We start from the raw sequence: 23,894 nt of genomic DNA, 5'->3' as shown, positions 1-23,894 counted from the left end.
GGGCAATTTGCCTGCAAAAATACACATTTATCTGCACTCGAAGCCCATCTCTCTAGAATTGACGGGATAATATCTATCTTTGCGAGTGTTAAAATAGCATAGCGTATGAAAAAGTATTCACTCTTCTTATCTGCCCTCCTAGTAGCCTCGCTATTGGTGGGCTGCGGCTCGAACTCGAGCAGCAATACCACCTCCGAGGGCACGACTTCGGAGACCGAAAACCTAGAGATCAGGCAGCTGGCCGACCTTACTGAGGAAATTAAACTCTCGGAGACTGACGAGGACGTTCAGGTCTTCACAACGAAGATCGGCAACGACCCCGACAAGAGCCACCTGACCGTATCGTTTCCCATCACACGGCACGACTTCATCAACGATCATGAGCGAGACTTCTCTCAACTCTTTGTCGATGAGTTCAAAAACGAAGTGGAACGCCTCGGCGGCGATGCCATTGGGGCTATAGACTTCAATCAGCACTTCGAGATCAAATACAAGTCTGAGGAGCTACTGGTGCTACTCTATGCACGCAGCACTTCACTGGGAAATAACTACGAGGACAAGTTCTATTGCTCGACCTATGACCTCAAAGGCAGGCGTCGGCTCACTACGGCCGACCTCTTCGACAGTCAAGAGGCTTTCGAAGGCTTTGCCTCCGAGATTAGGGGTATGGCCGAACATGCTGTGCGTGAGCGATTAGAACAGAGCGGAAGCTATGCCAACAATGAGGAGCTAGAGATACTCTGGCAAGAGATGAAGCTTGACATCGAGGAGGGGACTAAGCCCAATGTAGAGAATTACAAGACGGTCTTTTTCGATGAGAGTAAGCACTGGTATGTGATCTTTGATAAGTATCAGATCGCCAGCGGGGCTATGGGTTCGTTCACGATACAGATCCCTCAGTCGGTAATGGACAAGTACTTGGGTCAGCGGTTCGCCTCACTCTTCAGGCAGTCTCGGCACGAGGCAGAGCAGCCCCGCCCCAAGACCGTGCCCAAGCCTAAGCGAGCAGCCGCCTCGGAGGCTAGCTCGGACGCTCCCTGCGTAGCCCTTACCTTCGACGATGGGCCCTCGGTCTACACAGCTCGTCTACTCGATATCCTCAAGAGTGAGGATGTAAAGGCGACCTTCTTCGTCCTAGGCAAGTCGGCTGCTGTGCAACAACAGACGATGAGACGTATGTTCGACGAGGGGCACAACGTAGGCAATCACTCCTACGACCACAAGAACTTTGCGAAGATATCACTCGAAGAGGCTCAGGAGCAAATCAAGCGTACCGACGAGATCACCGAGCGGATCACGGGCGAGCGCCCTACTTACTTCCGCTTCCCTTATGGTGCTTTCACCAAGGAAAAGCTTCCTCTCGTAGGTCGTCCGATCATGGGCTGGAGTGTCGATCCTCTCGACTGGAAGTATCGTGATGCCTCCAAGGTTGCTTCGGAAATGTCCAAGGCATCGGCCCATGCCATCATCCTAGCGCATGACATCCACAAATCTACAGTCGATGCTATCCCCGAGGTGATCCGCAACCTCAAGGCCAAGGGCTACCGCATCGTAACCCTCGACGAACTCTTCGCAGGCAAACAGCTTAAGGACAACCAGGTCTACACGAGTGGGAGGTAATCCCTCTCCCTTCAAACAGTGAAGCGTCGCTAGAGGCATTAGCCTCCAGCGACGCTTCGTCTTTTACTCGGGATCAGGCAAATCCCAGGGGGCAGAGCATAGGGTCGACTATTCGTCCTGCCCAGTAGGTTTGTTCGGGTTGGGTCGGTAGCCCTCGAGTAGCTCATCATTCTCCAGGAGGAAGGGCGATGCGGTGGGCTGCCCCCACTCAGTGTCATACATCCGCATGAGATAATCGTTGAGCGCAGTGCGATCGGGGAAACGGATGAGCATATAGGGAGCTTGGAAAGAGAGCTTCTCAACAAAGAGTAGCCCATCGTCCGTTGGGATCAACACACCCGCATGGCCAACGAAGAGGTAGCTATCCTCAGGAGTAATGGCCGAGTGCATCACCACCGAGATGAGAGAGGCCTTCGTTGGGTCTCCCTTATGGGGAAAGCTGATCCCCATCTTGCGCCAGGCCTCCTGCATTCGAGACACATGCCCCTTAATCTCTTGATCATACGCTGTGGGGACGGGAGAGAAGACACTATAGAAGTTATCTCTCTGATGCAGCAGCATACGTCCACAGCTATCGAGAGCCTCATCGTCGAAGAAGAGCGTTTCGGGACGCTCCTGAATTGGGTGATCAACCCTAATGAGATCCTGCAGGAGAGCAAAGGAGGTTATGCGGCAATTGTAACCTGCAAAGCTCGGATAGCGAGCATCCCAAGCCATTTGGATCATCTCTGCATCAAAATGTGTAGAGCTCTCCTCGAGGGGCTCATACCCCTCTCGCACAAGACCCAATCCTCCGACAGCATCATAAAACTGTCGCACGCTCTCGATAAAGGCAGACACATTAGCCTCTGCGAGCCCTGAGCGCATCATGGCCCGAGAGACTTCCTCTTGGCTTGCTGGATCGAAGAGATGACAATAGACGGCCGTCTCAGAGACTTTCGAGGCATTCGGTCTCGAGGAACAATTCGAGAGAGCGACACCCAGCATAAGGCTCATAGCCAAGGGGAGCAGCCTACGAACAGAAAAAAGATGTTTCATCGGTGTAAAGAATAATCATGAGACAATCACCTCGTCAGACTCGTGATCGAGGCAGAGCTAGCTCCCATGGCCTTGGCCGAGGGGGGGAGCTATCTACTAGGCAGGCGCACAAATGTAACACTTATTCACACAACGAGCAAAGCTCCCCACCCTCGGCCTCCGCCCCTCTCTCTCGAGGAGTATTCGCATCACGATGGAGCATTTGCATCAAGGCTGCGAAGCTGGGGGATAAAAATTGGGGATGCCGATCGGCATCCCCAATAGATTTAGAGTCTACGACTATTACTGTTCAGTAACATGCTGATTTTTTAGTTCTAAAGACAGTTGGAACGCTTGTGTCTCGTCCTCAAGAACTAGAGGATTCTTGTCTTGATAATCATATAGATTCTTACCCTTTCCTCTTAGTTTTGCTTCTCTTACCAAGTCTAGAGAGGTAGCCAGCTTGAAGGAGAGTTCCTTGCCATCATGATGCTTGCGATCTACAATGATCTTGATTTCTTCTCCTGGGCCATAATTGTTGATCTTGCTCTCTGTGATATACTCATTGAAGAATAGCTCACTCTTAGAAACCGTTCCGTTCACGCTCTTTCTCTGAACATATATGCGACCCATCTGATTGAGTGTCTCACCAGACTTAGTCTTGAGTGCTCCGAGCAAGATCTGTAGATCGAAGGTGATCTTCTGAACAGGGGTCTTAGCCTTCTTGTACTTAGAGTAGATAACAGTCTTGAAGAGCTCATTAGTACCCAGCTCTCTTAGCTGATAAGCGATTGGTGCACCCTGGTTGTCCTTGCCATAGTTAGCTCCTTCGGTAAGGAATTCCTTGATCACTGCTACGTCAGAGACACTCTTCCCTGCAAGCTTGCCATCACCACCGATAACGCGTCCGCGGATAGAAGATCTGTTCTTGATCGCATTGTAAGCAGCCTCTGCATTACCATCAAATGTCTTACCGAACGTGGCTTGCAGTTTGGTATCCAGTTCGAACTTTGTCATATCCGTTTCGATACCAAGCAGGAGCACTCGTCCCATTTTGATTGTTGAGATGTACAAGGGCTTTTTGCCGCCGAAAGCAGCCTTATATTCAAATTCGTTAGCAAAGAAATCGGCTGGCTGTGCAGGTGGGTCAATGTCTAGTGTATAGAAGACCTGCTGTACCTTAACGATATATCTCTTCTTAGTATTGTCGTAGTTAAATCCAGCAGAAGCCTTTACCGTAGCAGTCGTACCATTGTAGTTAGCCCCAAGAGCAATGCGCAGGTGCTGCTCATCATGAACCTCTTCGGAAGAATATGTAATATCTGCAGGTGGTGTCTTGAAGTCTCTCTCAAGCAGTGCACTGACTGCATCTCTCACAGTCGAGAGTTTGGGATCTGCAACAGTAATAGAAGTCTTGCCTGCAGCCCCAATCAATGAGGTAGAGATCGTAATAGGCTTGCGCTGAGCCACGATGGGGATGTACGTTCCCTCGATGATAGAGCTAGCCTTGATCAGCGCACCAGGGTAGAAGATCGTATTGGCATCGGAGAACAACAACTGTTCGTCTACCTCGCGAGCCTGTTCATACTCCTTTTCCTCTTCCTTAGCTGTGTTGAGCAGTGATACCCGTGGTGTATTGTTGCTGCTTACAAGACGCTCAGCGAATGGAGCCATTTGTTGTATTCTAGGCAGCGACTTAACGTATTGGTTAAACTCTTGGGCAAATTGATTCCCAGATTTTCCCTTCGAGGGACCTTCCTCTTTATTGCAAGAGGCAAGAGCAACGGCGCATAGAGCTATTGCTAGGGTTTTTGATACACTTGTCATCTTTATAAAATTAAATTGTTGAATAAGAGTTCCCAACTATTTGTAATGAATTAATCGAAAGCCATCTGATGTCGCTCCATGCTCAATGAGGCTGGGGACTTAGAGGCTAGGGGGGCGACTTTCTTGCCCCTCCTGCTTATAGAATGCAAGGAAAAAGCATATCTTGCATCGTGATCGAAAATTTTTTTGAGAAGTCTGCCAACAAACCATATAATGCTACCGATTATCCACCCCTCTACAATACAAGAGAAGCTTCTTAAGACTCACTCCAGACATTACGATTAAATAGCTCATAATAAGTTTGATGACCCATAAAAATACAGATAGGATAGGAGCGCAGGAGAGACTTAAATAGGAGCTCCATCGAGGCTCAAATAGGAACTCCACAGAGATCCAAATAGGAGCTCCATCGGGGTATAGATAGGCATTCGCCTGAGCTCCACGAGAGCCCTCGCTCGAGGGTCTATCGAGAGCTCAGCCCTTCCCCCTCGCCCCCTCCCCTCCTCTCTAGGCCCTAGTCGAGTGAACCTTCGCGGAGAATAAATGCTTATATTTGACGAGAACAAACCGCCAGCCCAAGAGGGGGCGGCTGCGCTCCAACAAGCAAATAGAAACAAAAAAGACTTAGAATGAAGAAGCAAATGAAACTCGTCCTTATGGCTGGGATCATGATCCTAGGCCTGGGCAGCTCACTACAGGCCTGCACTGGAGGTCAAAAGGACAAGCAGGAAGCCAAGCAAGAGACCAAGCAGGAGGGCTCTGTAGAGTCGATCGACGCCAAGTTCGTCCGTGCCAACATTTGGGACTACAAGGAGGAGCCCACGAAGTTCGTCTTCAAGGGAGATCGCCCCGTGGTGATCGACTTCTATGCCAACTGGTGTGGCCCTTGCCGTACACTCTCGCCCCGCCTCAAGGAGGTAGCAGCACAGTATAAGGGTCAGGTCAAGGTCTACAAAGTCAATGTAGACAATGAGCCCGAGCTTGCACGTGCCTTCGGCGTCTCGGCCCTGCCTACCCTCATCTACGTTCCCCTCAAGGGTACTCCGAGCAACTCCATCGGACTGCTCAGCATCGAGCAGCTCAAGGAGGCCTTCGACAAGATCATCAAGTAGGCCACCAGCCTCCATCATATCACCTCAAACCAAGGGGTCGCAGAACGAAGCTACATGATCTGAGCCTCGGCTGCGACCCCTCTGCATACTAAAGCCTATCCCCTACACGTTACTAGGGCAAGGGGCAGCCCCTCGGCATCACCCCGAAGAAGATTATTCACCCCAAACACCCAACATCTTATGAAAACCCTTCTCCGACCACGAGCCACTGCCCTAGGGCTCATGACCCTCCTCGGGCTCTGCCACACCCCCCAACTCTCTGCCCAGAGCGAGGCCAAGCCCCTAGGCATCATCTACAAGCTCACCACCCGGGGCAACGAGCGTGTCAAGCTCCCCGAGCAGAGTGGTTTCACCATCCTACAGGCTACCCCATCGGAGGCAGTCTTCGCAGACTATGCTCGCTATCAGCTAGACTCCGTAAATGCCTCTAACGAGGCCACAGAGCAGCTCAAGCGAGAGTACTTCGAGCGCACGGGCAAGGCCGAGAAGTACTTCGAGCCCATCATCACGCAGCGTCAGGGCGGCGGCCTTCAGGTGCTCGACGCAGCCTTCCCAGACCTCTTCGTCTATTCCGAGCCTCCCCTCGAGGGCTGGGAGATCGGCACCGAGGAGCGGGTCATCGCAGGCTACACCTGTCAGCGTGCCAGTATCAGCTATGGAGGGCGAGAGTGGACTGTTTGGTTCACCGAAGACCTGCCCCTACCCTATGGTCCATGGAAGCTCAGAGGCCTACCCGGGCTCATCCTCGAGGCCAAGGATGCCGAGGGCCTCTTCCACTTCGAGCTGGCTGCCCTCTACCCCTCAATCGGCTTCGCCATGCACCCTCAGCCCACGGTGAGGCACACTCCTACCCAGCGCAAGGACTTCGTCCAGCGGTTCAACGACATCATGGCTGACCCTCAGAGGCGCATCTCTACGGGTGGCCTCCGCAATCTTACCATCTTCAAGAATCCCGATGGTACGAGCACCATCCTAGCCAACGGAGGTCTTCGCTTCCCACGACATCAGGCAGGCCAATACATCCCCATAGAGTTCTAGAGCTATGAAGACATCCCTACGACTGCTCTGCCTACTCCTCCTCTTCCTGGGGCAGAGCCTACAGGCACAGATCCGAGGCACGATCCGAGACCGTGCCTCGGGCGAGGCTATCGAGGGAGCTGTCGTACAGGCAATCCTCGAGGGCAAGGTACGGGACTATACGATGACCGATGCCCAGGGACGCTTCACCCTCACCAAGGCCCAAGCCCCATGCGAGCTGCGCATTCGCCACATGTCCTACGAGCGGCTCAGCCTACGTGTCGAGGACGGTAAACCCCTCACCCTGACTCTTGCCCCCAAGCAGACCGAGCTCAAATCGCTCATCGTCGAAGTCCCCGTCATCCGCCAGCGGGGAGACACGACGACCTACAACGTCAGCAGCTATGCCACCAAGGGCGATACCTCTATCGAGGACGCCGTCAAGCGCATGCCTGGGGTCAAGGTCGCAGACGATGGCAAGATCAGCTTCATGGGCAAAAACATCGACAAGATGACCATCGATGGACTCAACCTCACAGGCCAGGGCTATGCGCAGGTTACTCGCAGCGTACGACACAAAGACGTTGCCCGAGTGGAGATGCTCGAGCGTCAGCAGGAGGTCCAACACCTCAAGGGTATCGTCGGCGACGACAAGCTCATCATGAATATCGTCCTCAAAGCGTCGGGCCGTAACCGCATCCGAGGCAAGGCTAAGCTCTCCCTCGGGGGTGAGCGTGAGGGGCTCACCTATGCTGGCGACGCCACAGCCATGCGCTTCACTAGAGGGCATCAGATCATCGGCACAGTGGAGCTAGCCCACAGGCAGCAGGAGGTCGATATGCTCAGCGGCCTCGTCTACTCAGAGTCAGCATCGCACCCGAGCAGCATCAGCACCCTCCACCCCAACCGAACCGAGGCCGTGCGTACAGGCCTCTCCGAGCATCTGCACCTCAAGCGAGACTTCTACAAGGCCCGCCTCAACTCCATCCACCGCTTGAGCTCCTCGGCCACCCTGCGCTACGGAGCAGGCCTAGACAACCGAGAGGAGAAGAGCTTGCATGGCTCAGATCTACGCTTCTTCAACCCCAGCGGTAGCGATGCTCTTGTCTCGGAGAGCTCGATCTCGACGAAGGCCAAGCCTCAGTCCTACAGCGTTTGGGCGCATTATCGGGACAATGCATCCAAGTATTTGGTCAATAATAGCTTCAACTACAGCTTCGAGCGCAATAGCTACCGAGAGTCCATCGCTCTCTCACGAGGGCGCAGCCTCATCGAGCAACACCAGCAGCGGGAGCACTCCCTGAGCAATCGGCTGGCCCTGAGTGGTGGCTCGGGCAGTAACCTGTGGGCCTTTGATTTCAACACCGACTTCAACTCCTACCCCGAGCGTAGGCTCATCGTCTCCGACGGGGCACTCTCGCAGAGCATCGACGGTAAGGAGCTCTCGGGCGAGATCAAGGCCAAGTACACTCGTCGGCTCAGCAATCGTTGGCGCATCGACCTACCCCTGAGCTACTATGTTGGCCACACACGCCTGCGCCTCGACACCGAAGTGGCCGGGCAGCCCCACCTGCCCGGCAGCGAATACGAAGGCCTCAGCGCACAGGCAGGGCTAGAGACGAAGCTCGCCTACTTCCACTCCGACAAGGGGCTTAGGCTAGACCTCACCCTCCCACTGCAATGGGATCATGGTCGCTACGGTCTTCCCTCGGGGAACAAGTCCTATGGCTACCTACTCTTCAAGCCACATCTCTACGCCTCGGCAGAGCTCAACTACGCTTGGTCTCTGAACGGTTCGCTCGGGGTGAATGAGTGGCGAGGGTCGCTCCTGGACTACATCTTGCGGCCAGTCTACTCGTCATATCGCTCAGCCCGTGTGGGCAGCGGAGAGGAGCCTCGAGGCAAGATGTATTCGGCCCAAAGCACGCTTAATTACCGCAACGCTCTCAAGGAGATGTACGGCCATGTGTCTCTGAGCTATACCCAGGTACAGAGCAACCTCACCTCAGCGGATGCGCCAGTCTCTGATGGGGCGAACCTCTCCACCCATATCCTCGGAGACAACCGTCAGGAGACGCTGAACCTCAGGCTCAGTGCCTCTAAGTTCTTCCGTCCGATCCACTCTATGGTGAGGCTCGACCTCTCGGGAAGCCACAGCACAGGCGAGCTCTATCGCCACGACAAGCTCAATCGCTTCGCCAACAAGCAGCTCTCCGGAGGGCTCAACCTCTCCCTAACACCCCGTGCATGGATAGAGCTACAGTACAACATCAGAGGCTCACTTACCTGGTTAAGCTATGATGAGGGCAAAGCTCAGAGCCGCATCGCAGGGCTCAGCCAACGAATGAACCTCAAGCTCTCGCCCACAGAGAAGTTACGCTTCGGCCTCAAGGCAGAGCATTTGATGCGTCAGACCGCTGCGGATCAGTACCACCATTTCGTTCCCATTGGGCTGAGTGCTGAGTACAAGCGGGGGAATAACATCCTGCTCGTCGAGGCCGACAACCTGCTCAATCATCGGAGGTATAGCTACAGCTCCTTCAACGGCTTGCAGGAGAGGAGCGTATGGTATCAGCTCCGAGGAGCGATGCTCAGGGCTAGCTACTCCTTCTACTTCTAAGCCGACCCCCTGAGCCCTGGATAGAGCAAAGCTCCTGCCCCAAGATCTCAAGAGAGATCGTTCGGGGCAGGAGCTTTCGCTTTCGCTAGCCACCTATAGGCTACTCGATCTCGCCCTCACTGGGGGTGAAGACAGGTACACTGATATGGAAAAGCACCGACATGAGGCGCAGCAACACAACAGAGAGCGCACAAAGGAACTGGATGACTGGCAGGGATATATCCGTCAGATACATCAGCAGAATGTAGCAGATCCCTCCACACAGACAGGCTAGAGCATAGAAGTCTTTGCGGAAGATGAGCGGCACCTCATTGATGAGGATGTCTCGGATCATCCCTCCAAACGAGCCCGTGATCGTACCCATGACCAGAGCGACCCACCAGGAGAAGCCCGCATCGAAGCTCTTGGCAATCCCCACGACGACGAAGAGGCCGAGGCCCACGGAATCGAAGAAGAAGAGCGTGTGGTTGATCCGCACAATTTGCTTGCGCAGAGCGATCGTGAAGGCCAGGGCTAGGCCCGTGATGATCAGATAGGAAGGCTGTAGCAGCCAAAAGGGGGTAAGGTTGAGCATCAGGTCTCGGGTCGTCCCTCCACCTACAGCAGTAACGAGGCCGACCACATAAGCCCCGAACCAGTCGAAGCCTTTAGCGGCCGCCAGACGGATACCGCTAATGGCAAAGGCGAAGGTACCGAGATAGTCGCACCAGTCTATAAAGGTCGTAACGTTGGTTATATTGCTGATGTCCATAGCGATCTAATCGGATGAAGAGGAGCGAGGGCAAGAGCTCGGAGCATTAATAGGCCTCGGAAGCATTGGGGAATTCTGAGGTCTTGACCGCCTCGACATACGCCTCGACAGCCTGCGAGATAGCCTCACCCACCCGACCGAAGCGCCGGAGGAATTTGGGGCTGAAGCTATCGTCCATGCCGAGCATATCCTGTAGGACTAAGACCTGACCATCGACCTCTGCCCCAGCCCCGATGCCGATGACTGGGGTCGAGACTGAGCGAGCGACCCGCTCGGCTAGACGAGCGGGGATCTTCTCCAAGACCAAGGCACAGCAGCCGAGGCTGTCGAGTCTCTTGGCCTCGTCGAGCAACCTCTCGGCCTCGGCCTCTCCCTTGGCCTGTAGGCCGAAGCCCCCAAGCTGATGCACTGACTGGGGGGTTAGGCCCAAATGGCCGACGACGGGGATGCCTGCCTCGATGATCCCTTGAATGGCGTCATAAACGGCAGAGCCTCCCTCGATCTTGACAGCGTCGGCACCGCTCTCCTTCATGATGCGGATGGCCGATGCGAGGGCAGTCTCTCTGGAGATCTGATAACTCCCGAAGGGCATATCGACCACAACGAAGGCTCTCTGTACGCCTCGCACGACGGAGCTCGCATGGTAGATCATCTGATCGAGGGTAATGGGCAGGGTAGTCGAATGGCCTGCCATCACGTTGGCGGCCGAGTCTCCGACGAGGATCATATCGACACCCGAGGCATCGACCAGTCGAGCCATAGTATAGTCATAGGCCGTGAGCATAGCGATACGCTCAGACTGGGCCTTCATTTCTTTTAGTCTTAGGGTGGTAACCTTTTTGGTTATAGCTTGATGTTTAGACATTGATTGGATGGATATACACAGAGCCCTAAGCCGAGTGTAGAGCTCGGCTTAGGACTTGGATTTATTAGTCAGGGAATTGTACCGCTAGGGGTGGGAGGTTACTCCCACTCGATGGTGCTGGGGGGTTTGGAAGAGATATCGTAAACGACACGGTTAATGCCTCGTACCTTATTAATGATCTCGTTGGAGACCTTGGCTAGGAAGTCGTAGGGCAGGTGAGCCCAGTCCGCCGTCATCGCATCGGTAGAGGTTACGGCCCTCAAGGCAACGGTGTACTCATATGTACGTTCGTCCCCCATGACTCCAACGCTCTTGATGGGTAAGAGGATCGCCCCTGCCTGCCACACCTGATCGTAGAGTCCCCACTCTCTCATGAGGCTCATGTAGATGTCGTCGGCATTTTGGAGGATCTCCACCTTCTCGGCCGTGATCTCGCCGATGATGCGGATACCGAGGCCTGGTCCTGGGAAGGGTTGACGCTTGATCAGATGGGGCTGCATCCCGAGCTCGAGGCCCACACGGCGCACCTCGTCCTTGAAGAGCAGGCGTAGAGGCTCGACGAGCTTGAGGTTCATGCGTTCGGGCAGGCCGCCCACATTGTGGTGGCTCTTGATGACTGTGCCGGTGATGCTGATCGACTCGATCACGTCGGGGTAGATCGTACCCTGACCAAGCCACTTAATGTCCTTGAGCTTCTTGGCCTCGGTGTCGAAGACGTCGATGAAGCCCTTGCCGATGATCTTACGCTTCTGCTCTGGGTCGGTTACCCCCTTGAGGGCGGAGAGGAATTGTTCTCGGGCATTGACTCCGATCACGTTCAGCCCTAGATGTTCGTAGTCGCGTAGGACGTTCTCGAACTCATTCTTGCGCAGCAGACCGTGATCGACGAAGATGCAGGTGAGGTTAGAACCGATTGCCTTATGGAGCAGGACAGCCGTTACAGACGAGTCCACCCCGCCCGAGAGAGCCAGGATCACCTTGTCGTCGCCGAGGGTTGCCTTGAGCGAGGCCACGGTGCTCTCGATGAAGGAGGCGGGCGACCAATTGCCCTTGATGCCCGTTACATCGAGGAAGTTGCTCAGGATGCGCAGACCCTGCTCGCTGTGATAGACCTCGGGGTGGAACTGCACGCCCCAGGTCTCCTCGCCATCGATGCGGAAGGCTGCCGCTGGGACATCCTCCGTGCTAGCAATGATGCGAAAGCCATGGGGAAGCTCCGTAATCGTGTCGCCATGCGACATCCACACCACACCGCCATCGGCCACGCCCTCGAGCAGAGGATCGTGTGCGTGCTTGATGGACAGATGGGCACGACCATACTCACGGCTGTCGCAGGGCTCTACCCTACCCGAGGCCTGATGGACAAGGCTCTGTGCACCGTAGCAGATCCCTAGAAGGGGGCGTTTCCCCCTAAGCAGTGAGAGCTCTGTGCGGAAGGCAGAGGCGTCATATACTGAATAGGGACTACCCGATAGGATAATCCCAGCAATGCCAGTCAAGTCTTGTGGCACCTTGTTGTAAGGCACGATCTCGCAGTAAGTATTCAGCTCTCGCAGGCGGCGGCCAATGAGCTGTGTCGTCTGCGAGCCAAAGTCTAGGATGAGAATTTTCTCTTGCATACTTGCGTGTCGAAATAAGAGTTAAATAACTGCGACAAAGGTACGAAAATCCATCGTTTCTCTCTCAGACCACCCCCACTCTCTGCTCAACGAGGGGGCATAGCTGCTGGAGGGATACCCAGCCCTCTCGAGCTCTCGATAGGGCCTCGACTGAGCCCTAGAGGAGAGGTCAGCTGAGCAGCCCCAGGGGGCGGGCTCGAGACTCAAGTAGGAACTCGACGGAACTCCTATCTGAGCCTCACCCTCGATCCTAATAGGATCTCCATCGAGAGGGTAATAGGATCTTCGAGGGGGGAGAGATCGTCCTAGGCTGTGTGCAAATATATGAGCATCTTTGTACAAGCAGAGGGGCGAGGGAGGAGCAAAAAATATTTTCTCGGGGCTCGATGTAGCTTTTGCCCCAAAGGGGACGTCTAAGGAGTGCCCCCCCTCATCAGAAGGAACGAAGATCGAATGAAGGAAAAAGAATTTGCTCGGCTGGTTCGAGAGCATAAGGCTACGATCTATACGGTCTGCTACATGTTCTCCGACGATGCCGACGAGGTAGCGGATCTCTTCCAGGAGGTGCTGATCCGTCTGTGGAAGGGCCTCGAGGACTTCCGAGGCGACAGCTCGCCCAAGACCTGGATCTACCGCATCAGCCTCAACACCTGCATCTCCGAGACGAGGCGCACCCGACGCCACGAGCATGTAAGCCTCGACATGACGGCCAACCTCTTCGAGGACACAACGATGCCGAGACCCGTCGGATCGTGTTTTGGCTCATCCTCTCCGCCCTGCTGATCCTGCCACCGATGAGGAAGCGCAGACGTCGCTACCAAGACATCCTCAGCCACCTCGAGGAGCTGCGACGCACCCTTCGGATCGAGCGCAGCGAACCCCGAGACTAGGGAGACAGACAAACGAATAGGGAGTAGTAGGCCTCGGGCCTACTACTCCCTATTGTCTACTCGCAAGAGAGGCGAGTGCTTAGAAGGCTGTTACAGTCAAGATCGTTACCAGAAGGGCGAGGATCGCATACAGCTCAGGGAATACGGCCATAACCATCGTTCCCCCGAAGACGTTGTGCCCAGCACTGATGGCCTGGATACCATTGGCACACACCTGAGCCTGGCGGATAGCTGAGTACAGACCTACAACCCCAAGGGCAAGACCTACACCGAGGATCGCCCAAGCAGCAGCAGCGGTGATGCCTCCAGAGGCCAGGAGGGCATCAATCGCACCCTTGGTCATGAAGAAGGCCACGAAGCCATACAGCCCCTGAGAGCTAGGCAGAGCCGAGAGACCAATATACTGACCGAGGGCATCGGGGTTCTTCTTCATAGCCCCAACGGTCGTATTACCGCAGATGGTTACACCGATGCAACTACCGATACCTGTCAGGCCGACCATGAGGGCCACGCCTAGATACGCCAACATTTCATTCATAATGACTTAATTGTTTGATGTTAATTATTTGTATTGCTTAATTTTCCTTGAAAGGGGTGTAGGCCTTGCCTCCACCCTCAAACTCACTGTTCTTGTAGTACTCCACAAAGGTAAGACGAAGCGGATGAACGAACGAACTGATCATCGCCAGGCCAATATTCAGCCCGTGGCCCAGCGTGAGGATGAGCACCATGAGGGGCACCTGGACGAAGATCGGCAGGCCAGCCGTCTGCTCGATGGCCAGCTGGTTGAAGACGCTCCCGAGGATCCCCCCCGTCAGCCCGATGGCAAAGAGGCGGATGTAGGAGAGCGTGTCGCCCAAGAGACCCGAGGCGACATTGTAGGTCGTCCATAGGCCCGAGCCTAGATTGACCAAGGGGTTCTTGCCAGGGGTGTTGTAGAAGAAGACCACTAGGAGCGACAGCCCCACTAGAGCGTAGAGGACGTACTCGACAGCCCTGGGCAGGGCGAGGGAGATCTTGGGCAGAGCCAGCACCAAAGCCCCTCCGATGAGCACCACGAGCCAGGCAATGGGTGCTAGGGCATGTGCCCAGCCTCGCTGTACCTTGGTCTTGTAGGCCGCAACGCCCTTGGCGAAGAGGATCTGGATAAGGCCAATGACCACCGAGATCATCATCATATTGTCCTGACCCATGAAGTAGTCCTCGGCCTTGGCATAGCCGAGCGTTACGCCGAAGAACGTCCCCATCAGCATCCCGATGACAAAAGCCCCACCGCCAAGCCACTGCAAGAGGCTCAGGAGGCTATTGTCCTCTCCCTTGCGCTTGATCTTGAAGATCGTCGCCACGACGAAGAGCAAGAGGCCATAGCCCCCGTCGCCGAAGCAGAGCCCAAAGAAGAGCAGGAAGAAGGGGGCTAAGAGGGCCGTCTGGTCGATCTCGCCATAATTGGGCAGGGAGAACATCTGCGTAATCGACTCGAAGAGCCGAGTGAAGGCATTGTTACGCAGCTTGATCGGCACACGGTCTTCGTCCGTGATCTCCATCTGCTGGTAATAATAGCCCGCAGCGTCGAGACCCTGCTGCATACGAGGGGCATCGACCTCGGGCACCCAACCCTCCAGGAGCATGAGCTTGTCGTCAGCCTCCCGGACGGCCTGTAGGCGTGCCGCCCCGAGGGTATAGCCCGAGGAGAGCAGGCGGTCATAGGCCTGTAGCCTGGCTCGACGTAGGGGGGCAGAGGCTATGAGAGCCTCGGTAGCCTGAGCGAGCTCATGCTCAAGGCTGGCCAGCTCTTCGCGCAGTCGAGAGAGGCTCTTGGTGGGGGCTTTGATGATCTCAGCCTCGGGGGCTGGCTCGTCGCCAGGACGCTCGAGGCGCACGAAGAGAGCCTGAGCTCCGCTGCGGGCAATAGGCAGGGCCTGCCAAGCCTCACGGTACTCCTCGGTGAGGGCCGAGGCACTGATCGCATAGAAGGCCAAGTGATAGCCAGCCTCCGAGAGACGAGCGAGCTGAGCGGGGTCGAAGTCGCCCCAGGGCTCTTGCTCGAGGATCTCCGCCCGCTTGTGCTGCTGAGCCTGTAACAGAGCCTCACGGGCCGCAAAGGCCTCGCTGAGGGCCGTAAGCTCGGCCTCACCCTCGTCTTCCGAGATCGAGGGCAGAGCCTCGAGCTCGGGCATCTCGGCTGCGGGCAAGAGGGTCGTGAGAGCCCGCTCGAGCGAAGCAATCTCGGCTCGACGCTCCATGAGAGCACGCAAGCTCTCAGCCTCCCGAGGGTTATTGCGCTCGGTGATGTGCACTACGCCTAGCGATCTGAGCGCAAGGAGAAACTCTTCGTACTCTTGGTGATAGACCAGGAAGGAGTACTTACTCATCCGCTGTATCATAGCACAACCTCCTCTTCTTGTTTGAGTTTACGTTTCTCGAGGTTGGAGCGCATGATCTTCTGCGAGCTTTTGGAGAGGCTCTCTTCGTCCTCGAGGAAGCGTTTGATCTTTCGTATAGCGTCTTGATAGCCGGGGATTTGCACCTTCTCGAAGAGGTTCACCTTTTGGGTAGTCTTCTTCCGAGCATGCTCGAGGAACTCCATCTTCAACCGTAGGAACTCCGCCTGGATGCCCGTCGTGGCCAAGGTCTTGAGCAGGTCAATCCCCTGGGCGTACCACGAGGGAGCGTTGAAGATGCTGAAGGGCTTAACCTCATAATGGATCTCATCCAGGACGGGCAGGACGACCCCTGCCACCTTGCGTACGGACAGATCCACCCGCTCAACACGGATGAGCTCGGGGTTAAATTCGTCCCATAGGCTCATCATGCTTTGGTAGCCACGAATATCCTCCTCGAGCTTGAGTTCCAATTCCTCGACCTCTCGCTTGGTCTGCTTGACCTGCTGGCGCAGGGCACTCTCCTTGCTCTTGATGGTGGGCAGAGTGCGTACACGCATCTTCAGATGCTTCTCCTGCTGCTGGAGCGAAGTCTTGTTGTACTGAAACTTAATAGCCATTGCTATAGTAATTTATCTAGAAGCCAAAGGAGCTTATTCCTTCGGCCAATAAGTCTCTACGAGCTGATGCTTGAGGTTCACCTCCGAGGGCTTGAAGTGCTTGCCGAAGAGCTTCCAGGCCGTATTGAGCATCTCCTCAGTATCCACATTCACGTCGATGGCCAGGAGCTCACGCGAGTAGTCGTCGGCAAAGCTGAGGGCACGCTCGTCATAGTCCGTCAGGTCGAAGCCGTTCTCCATCTTCGTCTGTGCCCCAGCAGCATCGGAGAAGAGGCGCACAGCAGCATTCATTACCTGTGGGTGATCCTCACGGGTCTTCTTACCGATAACCAGCTGCTTGAGGCGGCTCAGCGAGCGGAAGGGGTCTACAATGACCTTGCCCACATTCGTATCCCGGCGCAGGTAGAGCTGCCCCTCGGTGATGTAGCCCGTATTGTCAGGCACAGCATGCGTGATGTCGCCGCCCGAGAGGGTCGTTACGGCGATGATCGTGATCGATCCACCGTCGGGGAATTGGACAGCCTTCTCATAGATCTTCGCCAGGTCAGAGTACAGCGAGCCAGGCATGGCATCCTTCGAGGGGATCTGATCCATACGGTTCGACACGATGGCCAGGGCGTCGGCATAGTTGGTCATGTCGGTGAGCAGCACCAGCACCTTCTCCTTCTTCTCCACGGAGAAGTATTCGGCGGCAGCCAGGGCCATGTCGGGGATGAGCAGACGCTCGACCGAGGGGTCTTCGGTCGTGTTGATGAAGCTGATGATGCGATCCAGAGCCCCAGCATTGCTGAAGGTATTCTTGAAGAAGAGGTAGTCGTCGTTCGTCATCCCCATCCCTCCGAGGATGATCTTGTCGCTCTTGGCCCTCAGGGCCACCATCGCCATCACCTCGTTGAAGGGCTGGTCAGGGTCTGCGAAGAAGGGGATCTTCTGCCCCGTTACCAGCGTATTGTTCAGGTCAATGCCCGCAATCCCCGTGGCAATGAGCTCCGAGGGCTGCTCACGGCGCACCGGGTTCACCGATGGGCCACCGATCTCGATCTCTCGGCCCGTTACCTCAGGCCCGCCGTCGATCGGCTCTCCATAGGCATTGAAGAAGCGGCCTACGAGCTGATCGCCTACCTTGAGCGAGGGGGCTTTGCCGAGAAAGACTACCTCGGCATTGGTGGCGATCCCCTCCGTACCGCCGAAGACCTGTAGCGTTACCTCATCGCCCATGATGCGCACCACCTGAGCCAGGCGGCCATCGATCGTTGCGAGCTCCTCATTGCCCACACCGCTGGCGTGGAGCATGCAGGTCGCCTTGGTGATATTACTGATCTTGGTATATATCTTCTGAAAAGCTATTGCTGTCATAATCGGATCTATTTAGCACGTTGTTTAACGATCTCGAGCATCTCTCGCTCAGCCTGGTAGAACTCCTCGCTCTCATACTCGGCATAGTTCATTTGCTTGAAGGCATTGATCATTTCCTTGAAGTAACCTGCCACCTCGGCAAAGGACTCGAATGCAAAGTCCGTATTGCACACCCGAATGACGTGCGACACCATGTACTCCTGACGCTCGATCGGACAATTGCAGTCAATGCTATCGAAGGCATCCTGCTGTAGGATCACGAAGTCGATGAGCTCAGCCTTCCAGAAGGTTACGTGGTACTCCAGGGGCACTCCGTCGTCGCCGAGGATGTTGATCTGCTCGGCGATCTCCTTGCCTTGCTGTAGGCGTTGCTTCATCTCCCCGACCTGATCGACCCAGCCAGTACCGATACGTTCGCCGACATACTCCTGAAACTCGGGATATTCGAGGTACTTCGAATAGCTGTCAATAGGGTTCACAGCAGGGTATCTCTTGCGGTCGGCACGCTCCTGCTCGAGGGCATAGAAACAGCGGGCAACCTTCTTCGTATTCTCCGTTACGGGCTCTTTGAGATTTCCCCCTGCGGGCGATACCGTCCCGATGAAGGTAACCGAACCCGTCTGCCCATTATTCAGATACACGAAGCCCGCACGAGCGTAGAAGTTCGCTACAATAGCCGACAAATCCATGGGGAAGGCATCTGGCCCAGGCAGCTCCTCCAGGCGGTTGCTCATCTCACGCAGAGCCTGCGCCCAGCGGCTGGTAGAGTCCGCCATCAGCAGCACCTTGAGGCCCATCGAGCGGTAGTACTCGGCGATCGTCATGGCCGTATAAACCGAAGCTTCACGAGCCGCTACGGGCATGTTGGAGGTATTGGCGATGATGATCGTACGCTCCATCAGCTGGCGGCCCGTGTGGGGGTCGAGCAGCTCGGGGAACTCTTTGAAGATCTCCACCACCTCGTTGGCACGCTCTCCACAAGCTGCAATGATTACGATGTCGGCCTCAGCCTGCTTGCTGATAGCGTGCTGGAGTACCGTCTTACCTGTACCGAAGGGACCAGGGATGAAGCCCGTCCCCCCCTCTACGATAGGGTTCAGGGTATCGATTACCCGCACACCGGTCTCGAGGAGCTTGAAGGGGCGTGGCTTCTCGCGGTAGCACTGTATAGCCTTCTTCACGGGCCACTTCTGCTCCATTGTTACCTCTATATCTCTGCCGTTCTCGTCCGTGAGCACGGCGATGACTTCCTTGACCGTATACGAACCCTCGCCCTTGAGGCTCTTGAGCGTGTAGTACCCTTCGAGTACGAATGGCACCATGATCTTGTGCGGCTGATAGTTCTCATCAACCTCACCGAGCCAGCTACCCGCCGACACTCGGTCGCCTACGCTGGCCAGGGGCTTGAAGGCCCACTGCTTGTCCTCATCCAGCGGATAGGTGTACGAGCCACGCTGGAGGAAGACGCCCTCCATCTTGTCTAGGTCGTTCTGCAGACCGTCATAGTTCTTGGCCAGCATCCCTGGGCCAAGCGTTACCTCGAGCATGTGTCCTTCGAAAGTAACGGGGTCTCCAATGCGCATCCCACGGGTGCTCTCGAAGACCTGTGCATAGGCATTCTTTCCGATTACCTTGATCACCTCACTCATCAGGGGCATCCCCCCGACGGTGATGTAGCAAATTTCGTTTTGTGCTACAGGGCCGTCTACCTCGATGGTTACGAGGTTAGAAACGATCCCTTTAACAATACCTTTTGTTGCCATATATCTATTGTTTATTCTCTTCTAGTAGACTGCTCTACTTCTTCGTACTACGGCGGAATTCATCCAACGAAGCATTACTCTCGCGCTTGAGGCCGTGGACGATGCTGCGGAAACGCTCCTCCCCCTGCCGCTCATCGAGCTTGAGCCAACGCTCTATGATCCCTAAACGGATATAGTAGCTCAGCACATTCTCCATGTCGAATACCTTGACGAAGGTCTCGTCATCGAGCCATCGCCACTTCAGGAGGTCGATCATCCGCTCACGGCGAGTAATGTCTTCCTCCTCGGCGATCTGGATGATCTGTCCGATGTAGGGGAGGCTCTCGCCGAGCTCGAAGTCCTTGGCCCGAGAGGTGCGCAGTTGATCCTCAATAGGCCCTTCGCCCACGACAAATCGCTCTACAGGCCAGCCCAGTCGGCGGCAGGTGTAGACGGCCATCACATTGCGAATAGTCTGATTGAGCCTAAACCAGTCGGTCAGGAAGGACATGCTCGAGGCCGCAGCCTCGGCATAATAGAGCTGCGCCAGGCGATCCTCATGAGAGAGGGGGCTCACAGGAACAACCTCCTCCTCGTCGAGAGGCTTGTAGTAGAGCTCGTGTACGAAGGCCTGCATATAGGCGGGGATCTCTCGCTCTCGTGCAGCCCGAGCCCCCGAGGCTGCGGCCCGAGCGATGTGCCTTAGGGCGACGAGGGGCAGCGAGGTCGGGGGAAGCTCAGCCTCCTCGTCCTCAGTCTGAGGGGTGAGTAGCAGCTCCTGCTCATGCAGGTCGAGGAGCTCCCTATTCTCCTCTTCGAGGCGCAGCCAGTCCAGCAGACGCTTGTCCCGAGAGTTGAGCACCTCCTGCAGCTCGAGGTAGAACTCCTCCTGCGTGTACGGGAGCTTCTGACTCTCTACCGAGAGGGCGGGCAAGCCTGCGACCAAAGCATAGTATTTACCCATACGGTTGATACGTCTAATTGATCTGTGTGTTTCATGCTAGAAGAGCATCTGCGCCAACTGGGGGCGGAGGAAGCTCTTGAATAGCTCGATAAACTCAGCCTCACCGATTTGGATCTTGAAAGCCCCGTCGGCAGGCTTGACTACGAAGTCTGTAGGCTTGCCCGCTACGCTCTTGATCTCGAGTCCTTGCTCGAGCAACCCCTTGGCCGTCGTGGCGAAGTAAGAGCGAAGCTCCTCGGCCTCGGAACTCTCGATCACAACCCCACGGCTCAGGTCGAAGCCCTTGACCAGCTCGAGGATCACCCGCTGCATGAAGGCAGGGTCAGCCATAGCGGCCCGCACATTGGCCGAGCAGATCTCACCCGTCAGGCGATCCAGCAGGGTTGTGCGTACAGACTCGACCATCTGAGCGGCATAGAGCTTGAGCTCGCCCTCTGTATTCTGGCGCAGCTCTTGAGTACGTCTCTCTGCATTGCGAACGATCTCGTCGGCGGCTCTGCGGGCCTCAGCCTCGAGCTCCTCGGCATGAGCCTTCGCCTCGGCCAGGATCTTAGCAGCCTCTTCGTTGCCTCGCTGCACACCCTCGTTGTAGATCTTCTCTGTCAGTTCTTGAATTTTGCTATCCATAATGATGATACTTTGTTATTGTATTCGTGCGTCTATACCTCAAAACAAGTAGACCTGGGACAAAGTTACGAGCCCCTCGCCCCCCGAGGTCTACCCTCCTGGTGAGTATAGGCAAAGATACGAAATAATCCCAGCCGACCATCGGCCTCGGAGCGTATTCGTTCTAGACATTCAGGATATTATTCGGCTTCCTCGATCGGTTCGGCTTCGAGGGGGAGAGGGGTTCGAGGAGTCATCATGGTATGGGGCTCGGGGAGAGCCTCTAGAAGGGGTGCTAGAGAGGCTTAGCGCACGAGGCGAGGCGTGAGGGCGGGGAGCTCCATCCTTAGCCCTAGGCCTACGAGGGTGAAGGGGTAATCCCTCAGCCCCCGCTCGAGATCGGCCGTAAGACTAAGGCTGTGGCTCAGTCTCAAGGCGGCCTCCATCCGCCAGGTGATCGGGCGGTCGCCATGATCGGCTCGATAGCGGGGGTGTCTGTACATCCAGCCCGTATAGCCCGAGAGGTCCGTCCTTATGCTCAGACGAAGCCACTGCATGGAGAGCTGTAGGCCATACATATAGGCGTCATCCTGCCGTCGAGAGCCGGTCTCCCAGCAGAGGAAGCCTAGCTGGGCAGCAGCTCGGAGGCGGAGGGTCTCGCTCACCAGGAGATCCTTGCCCAGCTCTAGGGAGAAGTAGTAGCCTGGCGTGTCGAAGGATCGACGTGTCGAGGCCGTCTTCGAGGAGGCTGTCTTGAGGGTGGTATTGAGGATGATGCTCGGGTGGATACTCCGCTCGCTGAGCAGGCGAATTCGCGCCTGAACATAGTAGTCGCTCGTGGCCCAACCCGATCGCTCCTCGGGCCGCACCCCGAGCTGCTCGCCCCAGGCGTCGCTGATGCAGTAATGCTCTAGAATGCAGCCCCAGGCTCTGACCGAGATGACCTCTCGCAGGAGGGGGATCTCGAGGCTCAGATGCAGGCTCTGACTTTGATCCCTGCGGCTCAAGAGGGACGAGCCCAATCGTGTGGCAATGAGGGTCTCTCGGCCAATCCTCGCCTCCTCTATCGGGGGGACGGGCAGGGCATGCGGGCCGAACCAGCGGGAGGAATAGGGGACGTCCTCCGCCCCCCTCAGAGACAAAACAGAGAGGGCGGCCATGAGAAGGGCTACAAAGAGGAGGCCCCGCCTCAGGATAGAGGAGGGCTGGGCACAGCAGAGGGGGATACGAGCCATAGGGGGGGGAGGGATCGGTCGGGAGAGGGGCGATAGTGACCGAGGGTGTGGTCGGATCTGCATCCTGCCACACCCCCGTCCATGTATGAATCTCGGAGAGAATAAGCCGCTAGAGTAGGCCGTAACGCTTGAAGACCTTGTGCAGCTTGTCGATAGCCGTATCGAGCTGCTCATAGGTATGCGTAGACATCAGTGAGAAGCGGATGAGCGTATCCTCGGGGGCTACGGCAGGCGAGACTACGGGGTTGATGAAGACCCCCTCGTCGAAGATGTCGGCCGTGATCTTAAAAGTTAGTTCGTTATTACGCACATAGAGCGGGATAATGGGCGTAGAGGTATTGCCGATCTCGAAGCCTAGGCTACGAAAACGCTCGAGACAATAGTCTGTCTTCTCCCTAAGGGCCGCAACACGCTCGGGCTCTGTGAGCATGATCTCCAGCGAGGCAGCCGCAGCGGCCGTTGCGGCAGGCGTTGCACTGGCACTGAAGATATACGAGCGAGCATGGTGGCGGATGTAGTTGATCAAGGTCGAGTCCCCAGCGATGAAGCCCCCGATGGAGGCGAAGGACTTACTGAAGGTACCCATGATCAGATCGACCTCGTCGGTGAGTCCGTAGTAGTTGCAGACCCCTCGGCCGTGATCTCCAATGACCCCGATACCATGGGCCTCGTCTACCATGACAGCTGCGTCATATTTCTTAGCCAGGCGGACGATCTCGGGCAGATTGCAGATGTCGCCCTCCATGCTGAAGACCCCATCGACCACGATCAGCTTAATCTTGTCAGGCTCACACTGCTGCAGTCGCTTCTCCAAGGACTGCATATCATTGTGTTTGAACTTCAAGTCTTTGCCCAAGGCTAAACGCATTCCCTCGATGAGCGAGGCATGGTTCAGAGCATCCCAAATAATGTAGTCGTGTCGGCCTGTCAGGCAGGATACAACACCGAGATTGACCTGAAAACCAGTGGAGAAGATCACGGCCTCCTCCTTGCCCATAAACTCGGCTAGTCTCTTCTCTAGATCTAGATGCGAGTCCAGCGTCCCATTGAGGAAGCGGCTGCCAGCACAGCCAGTACCATACTTCTCGGTGGCGGCAATAGCTGCGGCCTTGACCTTGGGGTGGTTGGTCAGTCCAAGATAGGAATTAGAGCCGAACATCAGCACCTTACGCCCGTCTATGACGACCTCCGTGTCTTGCTCGCTCTCTATCTTGCGAAAGTAGGGATAGATGTTGGCCGCCTGAGCCTTCTGAGGCTCTGTGTATTGGGCCAACTTAGCTTGTAGTAACTTCATAATCTACTCTATTGATGCCTCTCGAGCAGAGCCATTCCCAGGGAAGGACTGGTACAAAACCTCTGCCAGCCTCCCAAAGCAAGCTGTACAACTCCACCAACCAAGCGACGACCATACCCTCACTAGGGCAATGATATAAACTTGGGCAGGCATAGAGGGGGAGAACCCACAGAGCTCGAACACTCCCCAGGCTTTGGGGAGAGGCAATTATGGGGGCAAAAATACACATTTTCGCCTATATTCTGCAATTCCTATCAGATACTGATCAAGTGCAGGTTCAAGTATCAAGTGCAAATTTACTTTATAGCAGCGAAGAATACTTTTGCTGGGGATTTGAAACCCAACTTTTCTCTAGGCC

The 23,894-nt window shown here is 55.7% G+C and carries 19 protein-coding genes; 5 read left to right on the top strand and 14 right to left on the bottom strand.

All coding sequences use genetic code 11. The annotated features are described in order from the left end of the window. Window positions 1–105 precede the first annotated feature (105 nt). Entirely contained in the window at window positions 106–1,620 is a 1,515-nt protein-coding gene (locus HQ37_RS05425; protein WP_036881315.1) for a polysaccharide deacetylase family protein, read from the top strand. A 108-nt stretch (window positions 1,621–1,728) separates the two neighbouring features. Here HQ37_RS05425 and HQ37_RS05420 read toward each other — a convergent pair whose 3' ends face one another. Then, window positions 1,729–2,658, bottom strand: a complete 930-nt coding sequence (locus tag HQ37_RS05420; protein WP_036881314.1) for a DUF4300 family protein — start codon at window positions 2,656–2,658, stop codon at window positions 1,729–1,731. Window positions 2,659–2,940: 282 nt separating this feature from the next. After that, window positions 2,941–4,311, bottom strand: coding sequence for a thiol-activated cytolysin family protein (locus HQ37_RS05415; protein WP_052080789.1), 1,371 nt, complete (start codon window positions 4,309–4,311; stop codon window positions 2,941–2,943). A gap of 782 nt (window positions 4,312–5,093) precedes the next feature. On the opposite strand from HQ37_RS05415, the gene trxA reads away from it, so the two are divergent. The 3 genes from trxA to HQ37_RS05400 all read left to right on the top strand — a co-directional run bounded on the left by trxA (window position 5,094) and on the right by HQ37_RS05400 (window position 9,213). After that, a complete protein-coding gene (gene trxA / locus HQ37_RS05410; protein ID WP_036881313.1) occupies window positions 5,094–5,576 on the top strand; it encodes a thioredoxin in 483 nt (160 codons plus the stop codon). 180 nt (window positions 5,577–5,756) lie between these two features. Continuing rightward, window positions 5,757–6,614 (top strand): GLPGLI family protein, encoded by an 858-nt coding sequence (locus tag HQ37_RS05405; protein WP_036881312.1) that lies wholly within the window; start codon window positions 5,757–5,759, stop codon window positions 6,612–6,614. 4 nt (window positions 6,615–6,618) lie between these two features. Next, window positions 6,619–9,213 (top strand): carboxypeptidase regulatory-like domain-containing protein, encoded by a 2,595-nt coding sequence (locus tag HQ37_RS05400; protein ID WP_036881311.1) that lies wholly within the window; start codon window positions 6,619–6,621, stop codon window positions 9,211–9,213. Between the two features lie 100 nt (window positions 9,214–9,313). On the opposite strand, the gene HQ37_RS05395 is transcribed toward HQ37_RS05400, so the two are convergent. From HQ37_RS05395 to guaA, 3 genes are all read right to left on the bottom strand, one after another. Beyond that, entirely contained in the window at window positions 9,314–9,964 is a 651-nt protein-coding gene (locus HQ37_RS05395) for a trimeric intracellular cation channel family protein (RefSeq protein WP_036881310.1), read from the bottom strand. 46 nt (window positions 9,965–10,010) lie between these two features. Next, entirely contained in the window at window positions 10,011–10,829 is an 819-nt protein-coding gene (gene panB / locus HQ37_RS05390) for a 3-methyl-2-oxobutanoate hydroxymethyltransferase (RefSeq protein WP_036881308.1), read from the bottom strand. Between the two features lie 98 nt (window positions 10,830–10,927). Next, window positions 10,928–12,448 carry a glutamine-hydrolyzing GMP synthase gene (gene guaA, locus HQ37_RS05385; protein ID WP_036881307.1) on the bottom strand — a complete coding sequence of 507 codons (1,521 nt, stop codon included), beginning with the start codon at window positions 12,446–12,448 and terminating at the stop codon, window positions 10,928–10,930. A gap of 453 nt (window positions 12,449–12,901) precedes the next feature. Between guaA and HQ37_RS08195 the strand changes: the two genes are divergently transcribed. Beyond that, window positions 12,902–13,231 (top strand): RNA polymerase sigma factor, encoded by a 330-nt coding sequence (locus HQ37_RS08195; protein ID WP_081951774.1) that lies wholly within the window; start codon window positions 12,902–12,904, stop codon window positions 13,229–13,231. Window positions 13,232–13,417: 186 nt separating this feature from the next. On the opposite strand, the gene HQ37_RS05375 is transcribed toward HQ37_RS08195, so the two are convergent. From HQ37_RS05375 to HQ37_RS05335, 9 genes are all read right to left on the bottom strand, one after another. After that, a complete protein-coding gene (locus HQ37_RS05375) occupies window positions 13,418–13,876 on the bottom strand; it encodes an ATPase (RefSeq protein ID WP_036881305.1) in 459 nt (152 codons plus the stop codon). 37 nt (window positions 13,877–13,913) lie between these two features. Next, a complete protein-coding gene (locus tag HQ37_RS05370; RefSeq protein WP_036881303.1) occupies window positions 13,914–15,722 on the bottom strand; it encodes a V-type ATP synthase subunit I in 1,809 nt (602 codons plus the stop codon). Beyond that, window positions 15,719–16,339, bottom strand: a complete 621-nt coding sequence (locus HQ37_RS05365) for a V-type ATP synthase subunit D (protein ID WP_036881302.1) — start codon at window positions 16,337–16,339, stop codon at window positions 15,719–15,721. The genes HQ37_RS05370 and HQ37_RS05365 overlap by 4 nt, the downstream gene beginning before the upstream one ends. A gap of 33 nt (window positions 16,340–16,372) precedes the next feature. Next, complete coding sequence (locus tag HQ37_RS05360) at window positions 16,373–17,695, bottom strand: V-type ATP synthase subunit B (RefSeq protein ID WP_036881301.1); 1,323 nt, start codon at window positions 17,693–17,695, stop codon at window positions 16,373–16,375. A gap of 8 nt (window positions 17,696–17,703) precedes the next feature. Further along, entirely contained in the window at window positions 17,704–19,458 is a 1,755-nt protein-coding gene (locus HQ37_RS05355; protein WP_036881300.1) for a V-type ATP synthase subunit A, read from the bottom strand. Between the two features lie 34 nt (window positions 19,459–19,492). Beyond that, on the bottom strand, window positions 19,493–20,401 hold the full coding sequence (locus HQ37_RS05350; protein ID WP_036881299.1) for a DUF2764 family protein: 909 nt from the start codon (window positions 20,399–20,401) through the stop codon (window positions 19,493–19,495). Window positions 20,402–20,437: 36 nt separating this feature from the next. Further along, the gene (locus HQ37_RS05345; protein ID WP_036881298.1) at window positions 20,438–21,028 is read right to left on the bottom strand and encodes an ATP synthase subunit E; all 591 of its coding nucleotides are present in this window, start codon (window positions 21,026–21,028) and stop codon (window positions 20,438–20,440) included. A 284-nt stretch (window positions 21,029–21,312) separates the two neighbouring features. Then, the gene (locus tag HQ37_RS08100; RefSeq protein ID WP_052080788.1) at window positions 21,313–22,242 is read right to left on the bottom strand and encodes a hypothetical protein; all 930 of its coding nucleotides are present in this window, start codon (window positions 22,240–22,242) and stop codon (window positions 21,313–21,315) included. Between the two features lie 109 nt (window positions 22,243–22,351). Then, a complete protein-coding gene (locus HQ37_RS05335; protein WP_036881297.1) occupies window positions 22,352–23,536 on the bottom strand; it encodes an aminotransferase class I/II-fold pyridoxal phosphate-dependent enzyme in 1,185 nt (394 codons plus the stop codon). Window positions 23,537–23,894 lie beyond the last annotated feature (358 nt).

It is taken from the genome of Porphyromonas sp. COT-239 OH1446 (genome assembly GCF_000768875.1).
Taxonomy (GTDB): Bacteria; Bacteroidota; Bacteroidia; order Bacteroidales; family Porphyromonadaceae; genus Porphyromonas.
This window is presented reverse-complemented; position numbering and strand designations above follow the sequence as displayed.